Origin of the sequence: Brevundimonas sp. (assembly GCF_041919755.1) — a bacterium.
Classification (GTDB): domain Bacteria; phylum Pseudomonadota; class Alphaproteobacteria; order Caulobacterales; family Caulobacteraceae; genus Brevundimonas.
Genome location: NZ_JAYRTD010000007.1, coordinates 100,705 through 116,620, shown reverse-complemented (window position 1 = coordinate 116,620; position 15,916 = coordinate 100,705). Strand labels below are relative to the sequence as shown.

At 66.2% G+C, this 15,916-nt stretch carries 16 protein-coding genes and 1 riboswitch; of the genes, 7 read left to right on the top strand and 9 right to left on the bottom strand.

The genetic code is table 11. The features are described 5' to 3' along the window. Positions 1 to 50 precede the first annotated feature (50 nt). Entirely contained in the window at positions 51 to 1,157 is a 1,107-nt protein-coding gene (locus ACE3TH_RS10470; protein WP_374599695.1) for an S-(hydroxymethyl)glutathione dehydrogenase/class III alcohol dehydrogenase, read from the bottom strand. 62 nt (positions 1,158 to 1,219) lie between these two features. Here ACE3TH_RS10470 and ACE3TH_RS10465 point away from each other — a divergent pair, with 62 nt between their 5' ends. Next, complete coding sequence (locus ACE3TH_RS10465) at positions 1,220 to 1,936, top strand: NAD-dependent deacylase (RefSeq protein ID WP_374599694.1); 717 nt, start codon at positions 1,220 to 1,222, stop codon at positions 1,934 to 1,936. Here the strand turns inward: ACE3TH_RS10465 and ACE3TH_RS10460 are convergent. The 3 genes from ACE3TH_RS10460 to ACE3TH_RS10450 all read right to left on the bottom strand — a co-directional run bounded on the left by ACE3TH_RS10460 (position 1,933) and on the right by ACE3TH_RS10450 (position 4,818). Further along, complete coding sequence (locus ACE3TH_RS10460; RefSeq protein WP_374599693.1) at positions 1,933 to 2,505, bottom strand: manganese efflux pump MntP family protein; 573 nt, start codon at positions 2,503 to 2,505, stop codon at positions 1,933 to 1,935. The two genes, ACE3TH_RS10465 and ACE3TH_RS10460, sit on opposite strands and share 4 nt — an antisense overlap. A gap of 38 nt (positions 2,506 to 2,543) precedes the next feature. Continuing rightward, positions 2,544 to 2,688: riboswitch (yybP-ykoY riboswitch) on the bottom strand. A gap of 315 nt (positions 2,689 to 3,003) precedes the next feature. Further along, positions 3,004 to 3,789: an RNA methyltransferase gene (locus ACE3TH_RS10455; protein ID WP_374599692.1), complete on the bottom strand. Its 786-nt coding sequence runs from the start codon at positions 3,787 to 3,789 to the stop codon at positions 3,004 to 3,006. Further along, entirely contained in the window at positions 3,790 to 4,818 is a 1,029-nt protein-coding gene (locus ACE3TH_RS10450; protein WP_374599691.1) for a S1/P1 Nuclease, read from the bottom strand. Positions 4,819 to 5,226: 408 nt separating this feature from the next. Here ACE3TH_RS10450 and ACE3TH_RS10445 point away from each other — a divergent pair, with 408 nt between their 5' ends. Next, complete coding sequence (locus ACE3TH_RS10445) at positions 5,227 to 5,856, top strand: 3D domain-containing protein (RefSeq protein WP_374599690.1); 630 nt, start codon at positions 5,227 to 5,229, stop codon at positions 5,854 to 5,856. Here ACE3TH_RS10445 and ACE3TH_RS10440 read toward each other — a convergent pair. Further along, on the bottom strand, positions 5,853 to 6,176 hold the full coding sequence (locus tag ACE3TH_RS10440) for an Mpo1-like protein (protein WP_374599689.1): 324 nt from the start codon (positions 6,174 to 6,176) through the stop codon (positions 5,853 to 5,855). The two genes, ACE3TH_RS10445 and ACE3TH_RS10440, sit on opposite strands and share 4 nt — an antisense overlap. A 118-nt stretch (positions 6,177 to 6,294) precedes the next feature. Between ACE3TH_RS10440 and ACE3TH_RS10435 the strand changes: the two genes are divergently transcribed. After that, complete coding sequence (locus tag ACE3TH_RS10435) at positions 6,295 to 6,504, top strand: flagellar hook protein FlgE (protein ID WP_374599688.1); 210 nt, start codon at positions 6,295 to 6,297, stop codon at positions 6,502 to 6,504. Positions 6,505 to 6,527: 23 nt separating this feature from the next. Here the strand turns inward: ACE3TH_RS10435 and ACE3TH_RS10430 are convergent, their stop codons facing one another. Continuing rightward, positions 6,528 to 7,514 carry an SDR family oxidoreductase gene (locus ACE3TH_RS10430; protein WP_374599687.1) on the bottom strand — a complete coding sequence of 329 codons (987 nt, stop codon included), beginning with the start codon at positions 7,512 to 7,514 and terminating at the stop codon, positions 6,528 to 6,530. A gap of 117 nt (positions 7,515 to 7,631) precedes the next feature. Here ACE3TH_RS10430 and ACE3TH_RS10425 point away from each other — a divergent pair, with 117 nt between their 5' ends. Further along, complete coding sequence (locus ACE3TH_RS10425; protein WP_374599686.1) at positions 7,632 to 8,258, top strand: DUF4126 domain-containing protein; 627 nt, start codon at positions 7,632 to 7,634, stop codon at positions 8,256 to 8,258. Here ACE3TH_RS10425 and ACE3TH_RS10420 read toward each other — a convergent pair. The 3 genes from ACE3TH_RS10420 to ACE3TH_RS10410 all read right to left on the bottom strand — a co-directional run bounded on the left by ACE3TH_RS10420 (position 8,255) and on the right by ACE3TH_RS10410 (position 11,607). Next, positions 8,255 to 8,569 carry a hypothetical protein gene (locus tag ACE3TH_RS10420; protein WP_374599685.1) on the bottom strand — a complete coding sequence of 105 codons (315 nt, stop codon included), beginning with the start codon at positions 8,567 to 8,569 and terminating at the stop codon, positions 8,255 to 8,257. The genes ACE3TH_RS10425 and ACE3TH_RS10420 overlap by 4 nt on opposite strands. Positions 8,570 to 8,690: 121 nt before the next feature. After that, positions 8,691 to 9,692: a tRNA dihydrouridine(20/20a) synthase DusA gene (dusA, locus tag ACE3TH_RS10415; protein ID WP_374599684.1), complete on the bottom strand. Its 1,002-nt coding sequence runs from the start codon at positions 9,690 to 9,692 to the stop codon at positions 8,691 to 8,693. 52 nt (positions 9,693 to 9,744) lie between these two features. After that, positions 9,745 to 11,607 (bottom strand): monovalent cation:proton antiporter-2 (CPA2) family protein, encoded by a 1,863-nt coding sequence (locus tag ACE3TH_RS10410; RefSeq protein WP_374599683.1) that lies wholly within the window; start codon positions 11,605 to 11,607, stop codon positions 9,745 to 9,747. A gap of 149 nt (positions 11,608 to 11,756) precedes the next feature. On the opposite strand from ACE3TH_RS10410, the gene ACE3TH_RS10405 reads away from it, so the two are divergent. From ACE3TH_RS10405 to ACE3TH_RS10395, 3 genes are all read left to right on the top strand, one after another. Beyond that, the gene (locus ACE3TH_RS10405) at positions 11,757 to 13,601 is read left to right on the top strand and encodes a von Willebrand factor type A domain-containing protein (protein ID WP_374599682.1); all 1,845 of its coding nucleotides are present in this window, start codon (positions 11,757 to 11,759) and stop codon (positions 13,599 to 13,601) included. A gap of 72 nt (positions 13,602 to 13,673) precedes the next feature. Beyond that, positions 13,674 to 14,225 (top strand): TetR/AcrR family transcriptional regulator, encoded by a 552-nt coding sequence (locus ACE3TH_RS10400; RefSeq protein WP_374599681.1) that lies wholly within the window; start codon positions 13,674 to 13,676, stop codon positions 14,223 to 14,225. After that, a complete protein-coding gene (locus ACE3TH_RS10395) occupies positions 14,222 to 15,913 on the top strand; it encodes an MFS transporter (RefSeq protein ID WP_374599680.1) in 1,692 nt (563 codons plus the stop codon). The genes ACE3TH_RS10400 and ACE3TH_RS10395 overlap by 4 nt, the downstream gene beginning before the upstream one ends. Positions 15,914 to 15,916: the final 3 nt, after the last annotated feature.

The window sequence follows — 15,916 nt, the reverse complement described above, 5'->3', positions numbered from 1 at the left end:
CAGTCTCCCCAACTGCTTATGCGGCCACGGCAGCATTCTTCCAAGGTGTCTCAGAACACCACCACGCTGCGGATGCTCTCGCCCGCATGCATCAGGTCGAAGGCCTCGTTGATCCGCTCCAGCGGCAGGGTGTGGGTGATCATCGGGTCAATCTCGATCTTGCCGTCCATGTACCAGTCGACGATGCGTGGCGTATCTGTGCGGCCGCGCGCGCCGCCGAAGGCCGAGCCGCGCCACACGCGACCGGTGACCAGCTGGAACGGGCGGGTGGAGATTTCCTTGCCCGCCTCGGCCACGCCGATGACGATGCTCTCGCCCCAGCCGCGGTGGCAGGCCTCCAGCGCCTGGCGCATCACCAGCGTGTTGCCGGTGCAGTCGAAGGTATAGTCGGCCCCGCCGCCGGTCATCTCGACCAGATGGGCCACGACGTCGCTCACATCCTTGGGATTGACGAAATGGGTCATGCCGAAGCGGCGGCCCCATTCTTCCTTGTCGGCATTGATGTCCACGCCGACGATCATGTCGGCCCCGACCATCTTCAGCCCCTGGATGACATTCAGCCCGATGCCGCCCAGGCCGAAGACCACGGCGTTCGCGCCCGGCTCGACCTTGGCCGTATTGACCACCGCGCCGACGCCCGTCGTCACGCCACAGCCGATGTAGCAGGCCTTGTCGAAGGGCGCGTCCTTGCGGATCTTGGCCACCGCGATCTCGGGCAGGACGGTGTAGTTCGAGAAGGTCGAACAGCCCATGTAGTGGGCGATCGCCTGACCCTTGTAGCTGAAACGGCTGGTGCCGTCCGGCATTACGCCCTTGCCCTGGGTGGCGCGGATCGAGGTGCACAGATTGGTCTTGCGGCTGAGGCACGACTTACACTGACGACATTCCGGCGTGTACAGCGGGATCACGTGATCGCCGACGGCGAGCGAGGTCACGCCCGGCCCCACCTCGACCACCACGCCCGCGCCCTCGTGGCCAAGGATGTTGGGGAAGATGCCCTCCGAGTCCAGCCCGTCCAGCGTATAGGCGTCGGTGTGACAGATGCCCGTCGCCTTGATCTCGATCAACACTTCGCCTGCACGCGGCCCCTCAAGATCGACCTCGACGATCTCCAGCGGACGTTTGGCTTCGAATGCAACGGCGGCGCGGGTTTTCATGGGGGATGCTCCTGACAGGCGTGATGATGTTCTAGGCCATGCGCCGGGTGATATGAAACAGGATGGCTTACAGAAATCTCGTCGTTCTGACCGGGGCCGGCATATCGGCCGAGAGTGGCGTGCCGACGTTTCGGGCGTCGGACGGGCTGTGGATGGGGCATCGGATCGAGGATGTGGCGACGCCCGAAGCCTTTGCGCGCGACCCGACCCAAGTGCAGGACTTCTACAACCAGCGGCGACGTCAACTGGCCTCCGTCGTGCCCAATGCCGCGCATATCGCTCTGGCCGAGCTGGCGGCGCACTGTCAGGGCGAATTCCTGCTGGTCACACAGAACGTCGACGACCTGCACGACCGGGCGCATGCGGCGGTGACGCCCGCTCCGGGCTTCGACCTGATCCACATGCATGGCGAACTGCTGAAGGCGCGCTGCACAGTGTCGGGCGCGGTCTGCGACTGGCCCGGTGATCTGACGGTGGGTGAGCCCTCGCCCCATCACCCGCGCGGCACCTTGCGCCCCCACATCGTCTGGTTCGGGGAGATCCCGCTTCAGATGGAGCGGATCGAGGCGGCGCTGTCGGCCTGCGACCTGTTCCTGTCCATAGGGACATCGGGTGCGGTCTGGCCCGCCGCTGGTTTCGTCGAGATCGCGCGCGCGGCAGGCGCGCAGACGGTGGAGTTCGACCTGGCCCCGACCAGCGGCAGCCACCGCTTCGACTTGGGTCTATATGGTCCCGCGACCCAGACCCTTCCGCCGTATCTGGAGACGCTGCGACCCTAGCCGCCGATCACCCCGGTGTGTTCCAGAAGGATCATCGTCCCCAGACCGATCAGGGCCACGCCTCCGACCGCCTCGGCGATCTTGCCGAACTTCAGGCCGACTGCGCGGCCGATCAGCATGCCGATCGTGGTCATGACGAAGGTGGTAAAGCCGATGGCGGCGGCGATGATCCAGATGTTGGCACCGATGAAGGCCAGGCCAACGCCCACGGCGGCCGCATCGATGCTGGTACCCACGGCCGTGGCGATCAGGGCCAGAACGCCGCGCCGAGCGGCCCGCTGACCATCGTCCGCCTCGACCGGCTGGAACGATTCCCACAGCATCTTGCCACCGACCGCCGCCAGAAGGCCGAAGGCGATCCAGTGATCGACGCGCTCCACGAACCCCGCCGCCGCCAGACCCAGGGCCCACCCGACCAGAGGGGTGATGGCTTCGATGATGCCGAACACCAGGCCGTTGCGGATCGCGGTGGAAAAGTTGGGGCGATGCGCCGCCCCGCGCCCGACGGAGGCGGCAAAGGCGTCGGCCGACATGCTGAGCGACAGCACGGCGATGGAAATGGGGGTCATGGAAACGAGCACTCGCCGGACACACGGAGACAGCGCGTTCACGGCCCCGCCGGAGGGGTCGCAAAGCACGCTGGTCTCGCCAGGCGGATGTGACATCCGCTGATCGCGCCACGTCGCATGGGAACGACGAGTGTGTTGACGCGGTCCCGGCTGATCCTTGCCGGCGGCTACTCCCCAACGGGGCGGTGACTACAGAAGCCAGCCGACGGACGCAAGGCTCGACCTATTCCTCCCCCATCGGGGGAGGGGGACCGCCCGAAGGGGGGTGGAGGGGGCCAGCTTCATCAAGATGCTTGGCCACTCTGTTCAAGACCGCTTGACGAATGTCAGGATGTGCATAGGTGTCAAGGTCCAGACCTTCTGCCTGAAAAACCTCTCGAGCGAAGTCTTCGGCAGTCGAAGGCGGGGTGACAACCAGCGCTTCGTAAGCATTAGGCGGAAGACAGAATCCTAGGTCGACACACAGCTCATGCAGCAGCCGCTCGACCTGCTGCTCTGTCATTCCTTCGGCCCGTTCTTCTCCGCCGCCAGTCGCGCCAGCACCCGGCCCCGGCCCTTCGACAGCGCCGTGATTACGCCCCGGAACGTCGCCACTTCCTGGGCCGTGAAGGCGGCGCGGCCCAGCATGACGCGCAGGTTCTGGCTCATCGAGCGGAACTTCTCGGGCGGATGGAAGAAGCCGGCGGCGTCCAGCTCCCGCTCCAGATGTTCGTACATGCCCAGCGTCAAGGCCCCGTCGGCGGGCGGCTCGGCCTCGCGAAAGTTGGGCGGGGGCGCATCCAGCACGGTCGCCCGCCACTCATAGGCATTGATCGCCACGGCCTGGGCCAGGTTCAGGCTCTGGTGGCGCGGGTCGATGGGGATGGTGACGATCCCTTGGCACAGGGCAATGTCGGAGGTCTCCAGCCCGGCCCGTTCGCCCCCGAACAGCAGGCCGACGTTCAGCCCCGAGGCCCTGTCGTCATACAGGCTCCGCGCGGTCTCGCGCGGGGTGCGCACGGGCTGGCGCGTCTCGCGCGGGCGGGCGGTGGCGGCGTGGACGACCTGCAGATCGGCCATGGCCTCGGCCACCGTCTTGAATACCCGGACGCCCTCCAGCACCCAGTCCGCGCCCGAGGCGGTCGCCCAGGCTCGCTCCTGGGGCCAGCCGTCACGCGGCGCGACCAGCCGCAGCTCCGACAGGCCGAAGTTGGCCATCACCCTGGCCACCGCCCCGATGTTTTCGGCCATCTGGGACTTGTCGAGGATGACGACGGGAGGCGTCAGGATCGGAGGCTCGGACAATCAGTCCTCGCCGTACATGGCCAGCCACGGATCGGCCGTCCCGGCCTCGACCTCTGCGACCTTGACCGCCGGCCAGCCGATGGAGACGTCCGCCGAGGCGCGCCACGCGGCGGTGTAAAAATCGCGCAGTTCCGCCGCCGCCGCCGACAGACGGGCAACGGTGAAGGTCGCGCCGCGCGGATCGCCGTCACGGAATCCGCCGTCCTTCTCCAGCCGGTAGAAGGGCGTGACCTCGGCCAGGGTGGTCTTCAGATAGGCCGGGACCCGCGCCTTCATGTCGAACCCGTCGACGCGCGGCGCGGCCATGCCCGCCTCGACCAGATCGAGGCGCGCGACCCGGGCGGTGAAGGCCCCTTCGAACAGGCCGTGGGTCTGGCGCGAGGTGGTGAAGCCCTCGGGGTTGGGCGTGTTCCTGTCCCAGCCGTTGTAGTGGATGGTCGTATGGTGCGGCTGCGAGCCGTCGCCGATGTAGTGGCCCAGCACGCCCATGTCGCGCAGGATCAGGGCCTCGCGCCGGATGCGGTCCTCGCGGTACCAGGCCCGCTTGCCGGGATCGGTCTCGCGCGCCTCTATGGCATTCAGCACGCGCCAGTAGGCGAAGTCGCGGACCAGCTGCTGATAGCCGTCCATGATGGCATAGGGCAGATAGCCGGCCTCATTCACCGAGCTTCCGGCGGCGATCAGGGCGGCGTCATACTGATGCTTCAGCTCCGGCAGGGCGTCGATGGACGGGCCGTCGGCGACCATGATGTGTCCGTCGTCCAGCATGTCGACGAAATGGGCCGTGTCACGCTCGCGGTCGTGCGGCTGGCCTGCGCCTTTCCATCGGTCCGGCTCGCGGGCCAGTTCGCCGACTTCGGCGGCGGCGGCCGGGGTACGCAGGAAGGCCGGCAGATCGTCGGGCAGGGCGCGCACCGCGGCCACCCCGATCAACCGATGGCCGGTGTTGCCCCAGGCGGACACCACGGCGGGCGCGGCCGCGACGGACAGGGCAAAGACCGCGGCGGCGGCGACGACGAAACGCTTCATGGACAGGCTCCGGATATCAGTGCCCTGCCCTTAGCCCATTTTTGGTGCGGGTCGAACCAGGCCTTGATCAGCCATCGCACAGGGCATGGTTATCCACAGCCGAGCGGCGCGTGCAGTTGATCGACCGACACCAAAGCGGCTGTCAGCGATTACAAAACTCAGTCGCGTGAATGTAGAACAAGTGTCTCGATCTTTTGAGCATATCGGTACAGCAAAGTAAGCGAACACTGCGAATACTGCTTAGAGCTCGGGCCGCCATAGTCAGCAGTGACGATCGTGCATCATCGCAGACCTGTGGTTTTCCACGCCTGAATCGGCTCGATGGTCGCACCTGTCGCCTGATGTCCGGTTTTTGCCACAATTAAAAACGACAAGCGCCGGGCCGGACGCGTCGGGACCGGTGATTCCATGAGTATCATCATGCTCGGCTCAGCCGCTGCGTTCGCCCTGCTCTGGGCGATGGCCTTCCCCGTTTCCGGTGAACCGGTGTCCTACGAAGCTGCGGTCGCTGCCGACCGCGCTGAAGCGACAACCGCCTCCACGACCGAAGGTTCCGACAGCGGCAATGCCGAGGCTGCCCTGACCGCCGACCAGATGGCCCATATGCAGGGCGACGCCCGCTGGAGCGCCTCGGCGCGCCTGTATCACGCCGGTGGTGGCGGAGCGACGGGCAACGATTCCCTGGGTTGCCGCCCGATCGCCATGCGCACCGTGGCCGTGGACCCCCGCTACATTCCCCGCCGTACCCGCCTGTTCATCCGCGAGACCGTGGGCATGCGCCTGGCGGATGGCACTATCCACGACGGCTACTGGTATGCGTCGGACATCGGCGGCGGCATCAAGGGTCAGAAGATCGATCTCTACACCGGCCATGGCCGGGGCTCGATGCGCCAGGCCCAGCGCCTGAACATGCGCACCCTGACCATCGCCGACGCAGGCCGCTTCGACGGCTGCCCGCCCTCGTGGGATTCGACCCCCAGCCAATCAACCCAGATGGCTTCGGCGTCGGAGACGGCTTCGGTCGGCGTCGCCGACTAGAATTTCCGGCGGCCGCTGACGGTCTCGAAGAACATCCGCCAGTCGCCCATCAGGCTCCACAGCGGGTATTTGAATGTCGCCGGCCGGTTCTTCTCGAAGAAGAAATGCCCCACCCAGGCAAAGCCATAGCCGATCACCGGCATGGCCAGCAGCCACCAGGCGTTCATCGTCACCAGCGCCAGTATCGCCACCCCGATCACCAGCGCCGACCCGACGACATGGATCCGCCGGCACGTTCGGTTGGAATGCTCGTGGATATAGTAGGGATAGAACTGCGCGAACGAGGCGAAGCGTTCGCCGACGGGGGGCTGGGTGCTCATGCCCTGGAGGGTGCCCACCGGAAGGTTTCGCGGTCAAGCGGGCCGTTCACTATCCTTATCAGCGATCCGCTAAGGGCGATGCAGGCATAGAGGTGCCTTCGCGCACCGGAGCCGCAACATGCAGGCCTTCTCCATCGCCGCCTCGGGCATCGCCGCCGCCACCGCCAGCTTCGACGCCAGCGCGCGGCGCACGGCCATCGCCCCGCTGGACAATCTGGCCGCCGAAAGCATCGAACGCATCCAGGCAGAGGTCGCCCTGAAAGCCAATGCCGCCGTGCTGCGGTCGGCCAGTCAAATGACCGGCACCCTGCTGGATATCCTGGCTTGATTAAACTCTCGCGCTGGGCCTCATCACCCCCCGCCGTATCCTCCGATCAACGGCAGGACCTCGCCGGTGATATAACTCGACATCTGGGGTGAGGCAAGGAAGACATAGGCCGGGGCCATCTCCTCAGGCTGGGCCGGCCGCTTCATCACCGTGTCGCCTCCGAATTGAGCGACTTTGTCGGCCTGCTGATCGGCGGGGTTGAGCGGGGTCCAGACCGGGCCGGGTGCGACCACATTCACGCGGATGCCGCTCGGGGCCAGATGGGTGCCCAGTGACCGGGCGAAGGCATGAATACCGCCCTTCGTCATCGAATAGTCCAGCAGGTTCTTGTTGCCCAGGATGCCGGTGACCGAGCCGGTCATGACGATCGACCCGCCCGCCTTCATATGCGGCACCGCCGCCTTCACCAGGTTGAAGTAGCCATAGAGGTTGGTCTTAAGCGTCCGGTCAAAATGCTCGAAGGTCAGGTCCTCCAGCGCCTCGACATGCTGCTGAAACGCGGCATTGGGCACCACGACATCCAGCCTACCGAATGCATCCAGCGTGGCCTTGACTGCGGCTTCGGAAAAGGCCGGGTCAGAGACATCGCCCTGCAGGACGATGGCCCGGCGGCCTTCGGCCTCCACGGCAACGCGGGTGTCCTCGGCGTCGTTGTCCTCGTCCAGATGGCAGATGGCGACGTCGCAGCCTTCGCGCGCAAACAGGACGGCGACCGCACGGCCGATGCCGGAGTCGCCACCGGTCACGATCGCCGCCATGCCATCGAGTTTGCCCGATCCTTTCCAGAACGGTGCATCGTACATCGGCGGGGGATCGAGCGCGGCTTCGTCACCCGGCTTGGTCTGGTGCTGCTTCGGAAAGGGCGGTTCTGGATAAGGCCGCGCTCCGGCCTGCATGGCCCCGTCGTTCTTATCGTCGGACCCGCTACCGGCCTTTGAGTCGATGCCGGACTGGATGGCACGTTCCTGGTCGGCAATGTTTTCGGCGCGGGGTTCGAAACGATCGGTCATGGTTGGGGCTCTCCTGTTGGCGCATCCGTTCGGGGGTCCCTTGAAAAGACCGTGGAGCGACGCGCCGTTCCCGGCCATCATGCGTTCAACCACACAGATGCGTGAGGAGGACGGGTCATGCCGGGAGTGGATCTGACCGAAGTGGGCGCGGCTGTCGGTCCGCTTCAGACCTGGGTGCTGCCCGCCCTGCTGGGGCTGGGGCTGGCATCCGCGACGGGTCTGCGGACCTTTCTGCCGCTGCTGATGCTGGCCCTGGCGGCCAAGTTCGAGATGTTCGGTATCCGTCTGAATGACCAGATGGGCTGGCTGGGCTCCTGGCCGACGATCTCGGCCTTGGCGATAGCTGCGGTAGCGGAGTTCGCGGGCGACAAGGTTCCGGCGGTGGACCATGCGCTGAACGCCATCGGCTATGTCACGCGACCCATTGCGGGCACCGTGGCGGCAGGAAGCGTCTTCTGGGGTGTCGATCCCGCCACGGCGGCGGTCGCGGGCATCATCGTGGGGGCACCGACGGCCCTGGCCTTCAATGCGGCCCAGACGGGGGTACGGGTCGGATCGACGGCCACAACCGGCGGGCTGGGCAATCCCTTCGTGTCCTTCATCGAGGACATGCTGGCGGTGCTGACGGTGATCGTGGCCTTCCTGGCCCCCGTCATCATCCCGCTGGTGCTGGTGATCCTGGCGATCGTGGTGTTTTGGCTGGCGAAGCGGATCCGCGATCGTCCGGCACGCGCAGGCGTCTAGACCCGGCTGACGATGGCCTTCAGTGTCTCGACCTTGGTGGGCAGGTCAGAGGCCATGCGACCGGCCAGCTCGCGCGCACCGACCGGATAGGCATCGCCGCCCTCTGCGATCTCGCGGGCCAGTTGCGACGCCTGCATGAGCAAGGCCTCCAGCGCCTCGACCTGTTCGACGGCCAGGCTACGGGCCTCCTGCTGGAGCCGTTTGACGCGTTCGGACGTGGTTTCGGGCTGGCGCATCAGATCGTAGATTTCAGCCTCGCCGGGGACGATCCTCAAGGCCGCTTTGGGGTTGGCAGGCGGTGTGTCTGACATGGCTAGGGCTCCAGACTCGGACGTTAACGCGAACGCCGCATCGTCGCCACAATCGCCGAAAGCGTAGCCATAGATGACGCGCACGGCGTGTCGCTCGCGCATCATTAACAGTCGGCCAGTGTCAGGCCGCCTGCCGCCGCTCCTCGGCCTCGCGCACGGCATCCGTCGCGCGGTCCAGAACCTCCAGCCCGGCGTGCGGACCCAAGGCCTCGACCGTCAGGATACGGCGGAAGGCGCGTGCGCCGGGGCGGCCGTGCATCAGGCCGAGCATGTGCCGCGTCATCGACGACAGCGACACACCCTCCTCCAGCCGCGCGGCCAGATAGGGCTTGTAGCGTTCGATGGCGGTGAAGGCGTTCACGTCGGGCGCGTCGGCTCCGTACAGACGGCGGTCGGCCTGACCCAGCAGGCCCGGCTCGTGATAGGCGGCGCGGCCCAGCATGACGCCGTCCAGAGCCACCCCGTCGGTATCGTCCAGATGCGCCTCCGCCTCGTCCAGCGAGGTTATGCCGCCATTGATGCTGATCGACAGATGCGGCCACTCGCGCTTCAGTCGCCGGACCAGTGCGTAATCCAGAGGTGGCACGTCGCGGTTTTCCTTGGGCGACAGCCCCTTCAGCCAGGCCTTGCGGGCATGGACGATGAAGGTATCGATGCCGACGGCGGCGCAGGCGTCGACCGTGGCGAACAGCGATTGCTCCGGATCCTGATCGTCCACGCCGATGCGGCATTTGACGGTGGCAGGGATCGCGACCGCCCCCTTGATGGCGGCCATGCAATCGGCGACCAGCTCCGGCTCGCGCATCAGACACGCCCCGAACCGGCCCGACTGGACCCGGTCGGACGGGCAGCCGACGTTCAGATTGATCTCGTCATAGCCGTACTGTTCACCGATCCGCGCGGCCTGGGCCAGCTGATCCGGGTCCGACCCGCCCAGTTGCAGGGCCACCGGATGCTCGACCGCGTCGAAGCCCAGCAGCCGTTCCTGATCGCCGTGCAGCACGGCGGGGGCGGTGACCATCTCGGTATAGAGCAGGGCCCGGGTCGTGAGAGTGCGATGGAACGCCCGGCAGTGCCGGTCGGTCCAGTCCATCATCGGGGCGATCGAGAGGCGGCGGTTCATGGGAGGCGGCCTCTACACCAGATCACGCCCGCTGGCGAACCCGTGGCCAAGGCTAGACGCCTGCCCGTTCCCGCTCGTCCTCTTCCTCCAGGGCTTCGGCGGCCTCCTCGTTGAGGGCGCGGCCTTCGCGGCGGGGCTTGATGTACGGGGCGGGCTGGGGTGTCACGGCATTGCCACGCATCAGGCCACGTCCGGCGGTGATGCCGCCGGCCAACTGCAGGGTGAACCGTTCCTCGTCGCGGCGACGCACGTCCTCGATGGTCTCGCTGGCTTCGTCCTGACTGAAGCCCAGGTCGATCAGGACCTGATGGCCGAAGACGAGCGCGCTCTCGAAGGTTTCGCGCAACTGATACTCCACCCCCGCCTGGACCAGACGGATGGAATGCCCCCGGTCGAAGGCGCGCACGAACAGCTTCGTCAGCGGAAACTCGGCCTTGACCAGCTCGACGATGCGGTCGGCCACCTCCGGCTTGTCGACGCAGACCAGGATGGTTTCAGCCTGACCCGCGCCCGAAGCCCTCAGCACATCGAGCCGCGCACCGTCGCCGTAATAGACCTTGAAGCCGAAGTTGCCGGCGGCCTGGATCATCTCCACGTCGGAGTCGATGATCGAGACGTCGACGTCGCGCGCAAGCAGCGGCTGCGACACGACTTGGGCAAAGCGGCCGAAGCCGATGATCAAGACGCGCTCGCGCAGGCCGCGGGCGTGATCGACACCCTCGGCCTCGTCGGGCGATAATTCCGGCGCGGGCGGCATCAGGCGGCGCACGATCAGGGTCGTCAGCGGCGTCAGGGCCATGGACAGGATGACCAGAGCGGTGGCGATGGCACTGGAGCGGGCGTCCAGCACCCCGGCGGCCAGGGCGGCGGCATAGAGGACGAAGGCGAACTCACCCCCCTGCGCGAACATGGCGGCGCGTTCGACGGCCTCGCGGTTGGACGCCTTCAGCAAACGCGCCACACCGTAGATGGCCGCGGCCTTGACCACCATGAACAGGGCCAGTCCGCCGACGATGATCGGCCAGTCGGCCAGCACCACGGCCAGGTTCAGCGACATGCCTACGCTGACGAAGAAGATGCCCAGCAACAGACCCCGGAACGGCTCGACGTCGGCCTCCAGCTGATGGCGGAAGCTGGAATCGGACAACAAGACTCCGGCGAGGAAGGCCCCCATGGCCATGGACAGACCGCCCAAGGTCATGATCAGGGCGGCCCCGACGACGACCAGCAGGGCGGCCGCGCTCATGATCTCGCGCCCGCCGTGCCGGGCCAGGAAACGGAAGACCGGGTTCAGCAGATAGCGCCCGGCCACGACGACGGCGACGACGGCCCCGAGACCCAGGGCGATGGTCTGCCACAGCGGCGGACCATCTACTGCCGTACCCATGGTGCTGGCCAGAACGGCGACGATGGCCAGCAACGGCACGATGGCCAAATCTTCCAGCAGCAGAATCGAAACCGCCCGCTGGCCCGCCGGGGTGTTCAGCTCGTTGCGCTCGTCCAGCCCCTGCATGATCACGGCGGTGGATGACAGGACGAAGCCCATGGCGGCGATGAAGGCCACAGGCGCGGGCACGCCAAAGGCCATGGCCGCCAGCGTCAGCAGAAGGCCGCTGAGCCCCACTTGAGCCACGCCCAGGCCGAAGATTTCCCGCCGCAGGTTCCACAGCTTTCCGGGCCGCATCTCCAGCCCGATGATGAACAGGAAGATGACGACACCGAATTCGGCGACGTGCAGCACCGTCTCCGGTTCGGCAAACAGCTTGAACCCGAACGGACCGATGGCCAGGCCCGCCGCCAGATAGCCCAGGACCGAGCCCAGACCCAGTTTGCGGAACAGGGGCACGGCGACCACGCCGGCACCCAGCAGGGCGGCGACCTGCACCAGTTGAACGCCCGTGCTCGCCTCGGCCATCTCAGTCCCCCGTTCGTCAGGTTCCGATAGTGGGGCTTGCGGGCCGAATGCGCCACCCTGACCCAGGACAAAGCTCAGCCATTCCGTCTGCCGGTTTACAGGATGGGGCGGCGAAGCGACCCTGCTCATCGAACCCGGAAGGTCCCGCCATGACGTATCGCCCCCTGACCGCCGCCGTCACCGCCATCATGGCGTTCAGCCTGACCGCGCCCTTGGCACCCCTGCCTGTGACGGTGCAGAGCCGCGCGACGTTCGATCCGGACAAACCCGTCGACGGCACAGTCTCGGCGGCCGCCTGTCGACCCTACGGTTTCGTCCTGCCCGAGGAGCGTGAAGCTGAGCGCCGCATGCAGTCGCGGATGGCCCCGCCACCGCCCGCGCCCCCCATGCCCGCTCCACCCCCACCCCCCGTCGTCATGTCGGCCCACGCGCCCGGCGCGGTGGAAGATGTCGTCGTCACCGGCAGTCGTATCCGGCGATCCGAAGCCGTGGCCGGTGCAGCCGCCTCTGTAGCCTCGCCGGCGCCTCGCCCACTGCCGCCCGGCTTCCCGCCCCGTCCCGCCGACACAGAGCGCTATCCCGACGCCACGCCCAATCCGGTGAAGCGCGTGGCGGACGAGCCGGTCTCGACCTTCTCCATCGACGTCGACACCGCCGCCTATGCCAATGTGCGTCGCTTCATCGATGAGGGGCGTCGCCCGCCGGTCGATGCAGTGCGTATCGAGGAGTTGGTCAACTATTTCGACTATGGCTACGCCCGGCCGCGCTCTGCGGCCGAGCCTTTCGCCATCACCACGGCGGTCGTGCCCTCGCCTTGGTCGCCCGGTCGCCAGATCGTGCACATCGGCCTGCAGGGCTATGAACTGCCCGAGGCGGAACGCCGCCCGCTGAACGTGACCTTCATGGTCGATGTCTCCGGCTCCATGCAGTCGCCGGACAAGCTGGCCCTGGCGCAGAAGTCGATGAACTTGATCATCGACCGGCTGAGGCCGCAGGATCGTGTGGCCATCACCTTTTATGCCTCCGACGTCGGCACCGCCGTCGGGCCCACGCCGGGCGATCAGAAGCTGAAGCTCCGCTGTGCCGTCGCGGCGCTGAACGCGGGCGGCTCGACTGCGGGCGCTCAGGGCATGGTCAACGCCTACCAGCAGGCCGAGGCTGCGTTTGGACCTAACAAGGTCAACCGCATCCTGATGTTCACGGACGGCGACTTCAACGTGGGCCTGACCGACAACCAGCGTCTGGAGGATTATGTCGCCGCCAAGCGGGAGACCGGCATCTATCTGTCGGTCTATGGCTTCGGGCGCGGCAACTATCAGGATGAGCGGATGCAGGCCATCAGCCAGGCCGGCAACGGCACAGCCGCCTATGTCGACGACCTTAACGAGGCGCGCCGCCTGTTTGGTCCGGCCTTCGACAAGGGGGCCTTTCCGATCGCCGACGACGTCAAGATCCAGGTGGAGTTCAACCCCGCCCGTGTCAGTGAGTACCGGCTGATCGGCTATGAGACCCGGCTGCTGAACGAGGAAGACTTCAACAACGACCGCATCGATGCGGGCGAGGTCGGGTCGGGGGCCTCGGTCACCGCCCTGTACGAGATCACGCCCGTCGGCGGCCCCAGCCAGATTCCGGAGCGCCGCTACCCCGCCAACCGTTCGATCGGCGTCGGCGGCGGTGATCCGGACGGCGAGGTCGGCTTTGTCCAGGTGCGGTTCAAGCCGCCGGGTGGGGACACCTCGCGCCTGATCCAGCGTGTGCTTTCCAATAGCGGCAATGCTGCGGGCTCGGCACCGGAGAGCACCCGCTGGGCCTTGGCCGTCGCCGCCTTCGGCCAGAAGCTGCGCGACGATCCCTGGATGGACGCCGGCTATGGCTGGGATGCCGTTCTCAATCAGGCACAGGGTGCGCGCGGCGACGACCCGTATGGAGAGCGGGCGGCCTTTGTTCAGATGGTGCGGGCGGCCGAGAGGCTGCCGGTTCAGATCCGCCCCTGAACACGTCCGACAATCAGGCGTCGCCTGCCTGCCCTTGACGAAGTGGACACCGGTGTCCACTTAAGACCGGTCATGGCCCGCCCCCTCAGAAAAGATGCCGCAGACCGCCGCTCATTGCTGCTGTCTGCGGCCCGGACTGTGTTCGCCGAAGAAGGCATCGATGCTCCTCTGGATCGGATAGCAGAGCGGGCCGGTGTCGGTCGGGCCACGCTCTATCGAAACTTTCCGGGGCGCACGGAAATTGCGCTGGCCGTTCTGCTGGACGACGTGGCCGAACTGGCAGCCCAGTTTGCCGAGCCCGCCGAGCCGGAGGCCTTTGCCAATTTCATTACCGCACTGTCCGAGCGGCTGGTGCGCAACACGGCTCTGGGCGGCGTGGTGCGAGCCTCGCCCACGCCCGACATCCTGACGCCGCTCCGACAGGCCATGGTCGCGGCCGCCCTGCCTGCCCTGAAAGTTTCGCAGGCTGCAGGCACAGTTCGCGCGGACCTGCGCGGCACCGACATCCGTGTGCTGGCGGCCATGCTGGGTGCCGGTCTGCACAATGCCACCCTGGCCGAAAGGAACATCATCGCCGCCCGTACGCTGGAGCTTGTACTGGATGCCGTGAGGTGCCGGTCATGAGCCGTCGCAACTTCAATCTGCCGTGGGCCGAGTATCTCGAGACGCTGAAGCCGCATGAGCGGCCCATGCTGCCCGGTTCGCCTGCCACGCCCGATCATACCCTGCCATACCGACTGGCCTATGCGTCGGTCGGCCTGCTGGTTACAGCCACGGGCAGCATTGGGTCGGCCATGATCACCGCCAATACCCAGCAGCTGGCAGGCGCGCTCGGCGTGTCGGTGGCTGAGGCCGCCTGGCTGCCGGTTGTCTTTGTGATGACCAACGCCTGCATGAACCTGCTGCTGATCAAGTTCCGCATGCAGTATGGGCTGCGGCTGTTCGCCCAGATTTTCCTGACCGCCTATGTATTGATTGGGTTGGGGAACCTGTTCTTCGACGACTATCAGTCGACGATGGTCGTGCGGGCCTTTGCGGGCATGGCATCGGCCGCCCTGTCGTCTCTCGGCATCCTCTACATCATCCAGGCCTTTCCTGCTCCGCACAGGCTCAAGGGACTGGTGCTGGGGATCGGGGCATTCAGCCTTGCCATTCCTTTAGTGCGCATTTTCTCGAACGATCTGATCCAGATATCGGAATGGAAGGGCTTCCACGTCTTCGAACTGGGGCTTTCGCTTCTCTCGCTGGCGGCCGTCTTTGCATTGAAGATGCCGCCGTCTCAGCGCTTGCGCGTGTTCGAAAAGCTGGACTTCGTCACCTTTGCGCTGTTTGCACCCGGCATGGCATTGCTCTGTGCCGTGCTGGGCCTGGGGCGGATCGTCTGGTGGACAGAGGCGTCCTGGATCGGCTGGGCCCTGATCGGATCGATCATGCTGCTGAGCGCGGCCCTTATCATCGAGTACAATCGCAGGACGCCGCTGATCAACCTGAAATGGATGGCCGGGCCGGACATCATCAGGCTGGCTCTGATCATTGTTGGCATCCGCATCGTGTTGTCGGAACAGACGTCCGGTGCCGTGGGCCTGCTCACCCAGATGGGCCTGGGGCCGGATCAGATGCGCGGCCTGTTCGTATTGATCCTGATCGCTACCGCGGCAGGATCGTTGACCAGCGCCCTGACCATGAACCCGACCAAGCTTTACAAGCCGATGGCCATCGCCTTGGGCCTGATCGCCATAGGGGCCTTCATCGACGCGCACTCTACCGTCCTCACCCGACCGGCCCAGTTGTTCTTCAGCCAGTCGCTGATCGCGTTCGCCGCCGCCTTCTTCATCGGGCCGGCCCTGATGAGCGGGATCGTGCAGGTCTTGCAGAAGGGGGCTCAGAATCTCGTCAGCTTCATCGTCATCTTCGGCATAGGTCAGAACGTCGGCGGCCTCATGGGGTCGGCCCTGATCGGCACAGTCGAGACCTGGCGGGAAAAGTTTCACTCCAACCAGCTGTCAGAGAGCATCACGCTGGGTGACCCGGACGTGGTGCTGCGCCTTCAACAGCTGTCTGGTGCCTATGCCCGCGTCATCGGGGATCCAGCCCTGCGAGCCCTTCAAGGCCAACAACTGCTGCAGCAGCAGATCAGTCAGCAGGCCCACGTCCTGGCCTACAACGATGTCTTCCTGATGATCGCCCTGTTCGCCGGCATCGGGTGCCTGTGGGTCACCTTCAACCATTTCAGGCCGCGCTTTGCCGCACGCCGTGCCGCCCGAAAGGTGGATGCCGCTCAGGCGTCCGCCGCCGCAACTGCCATCGATTGAACG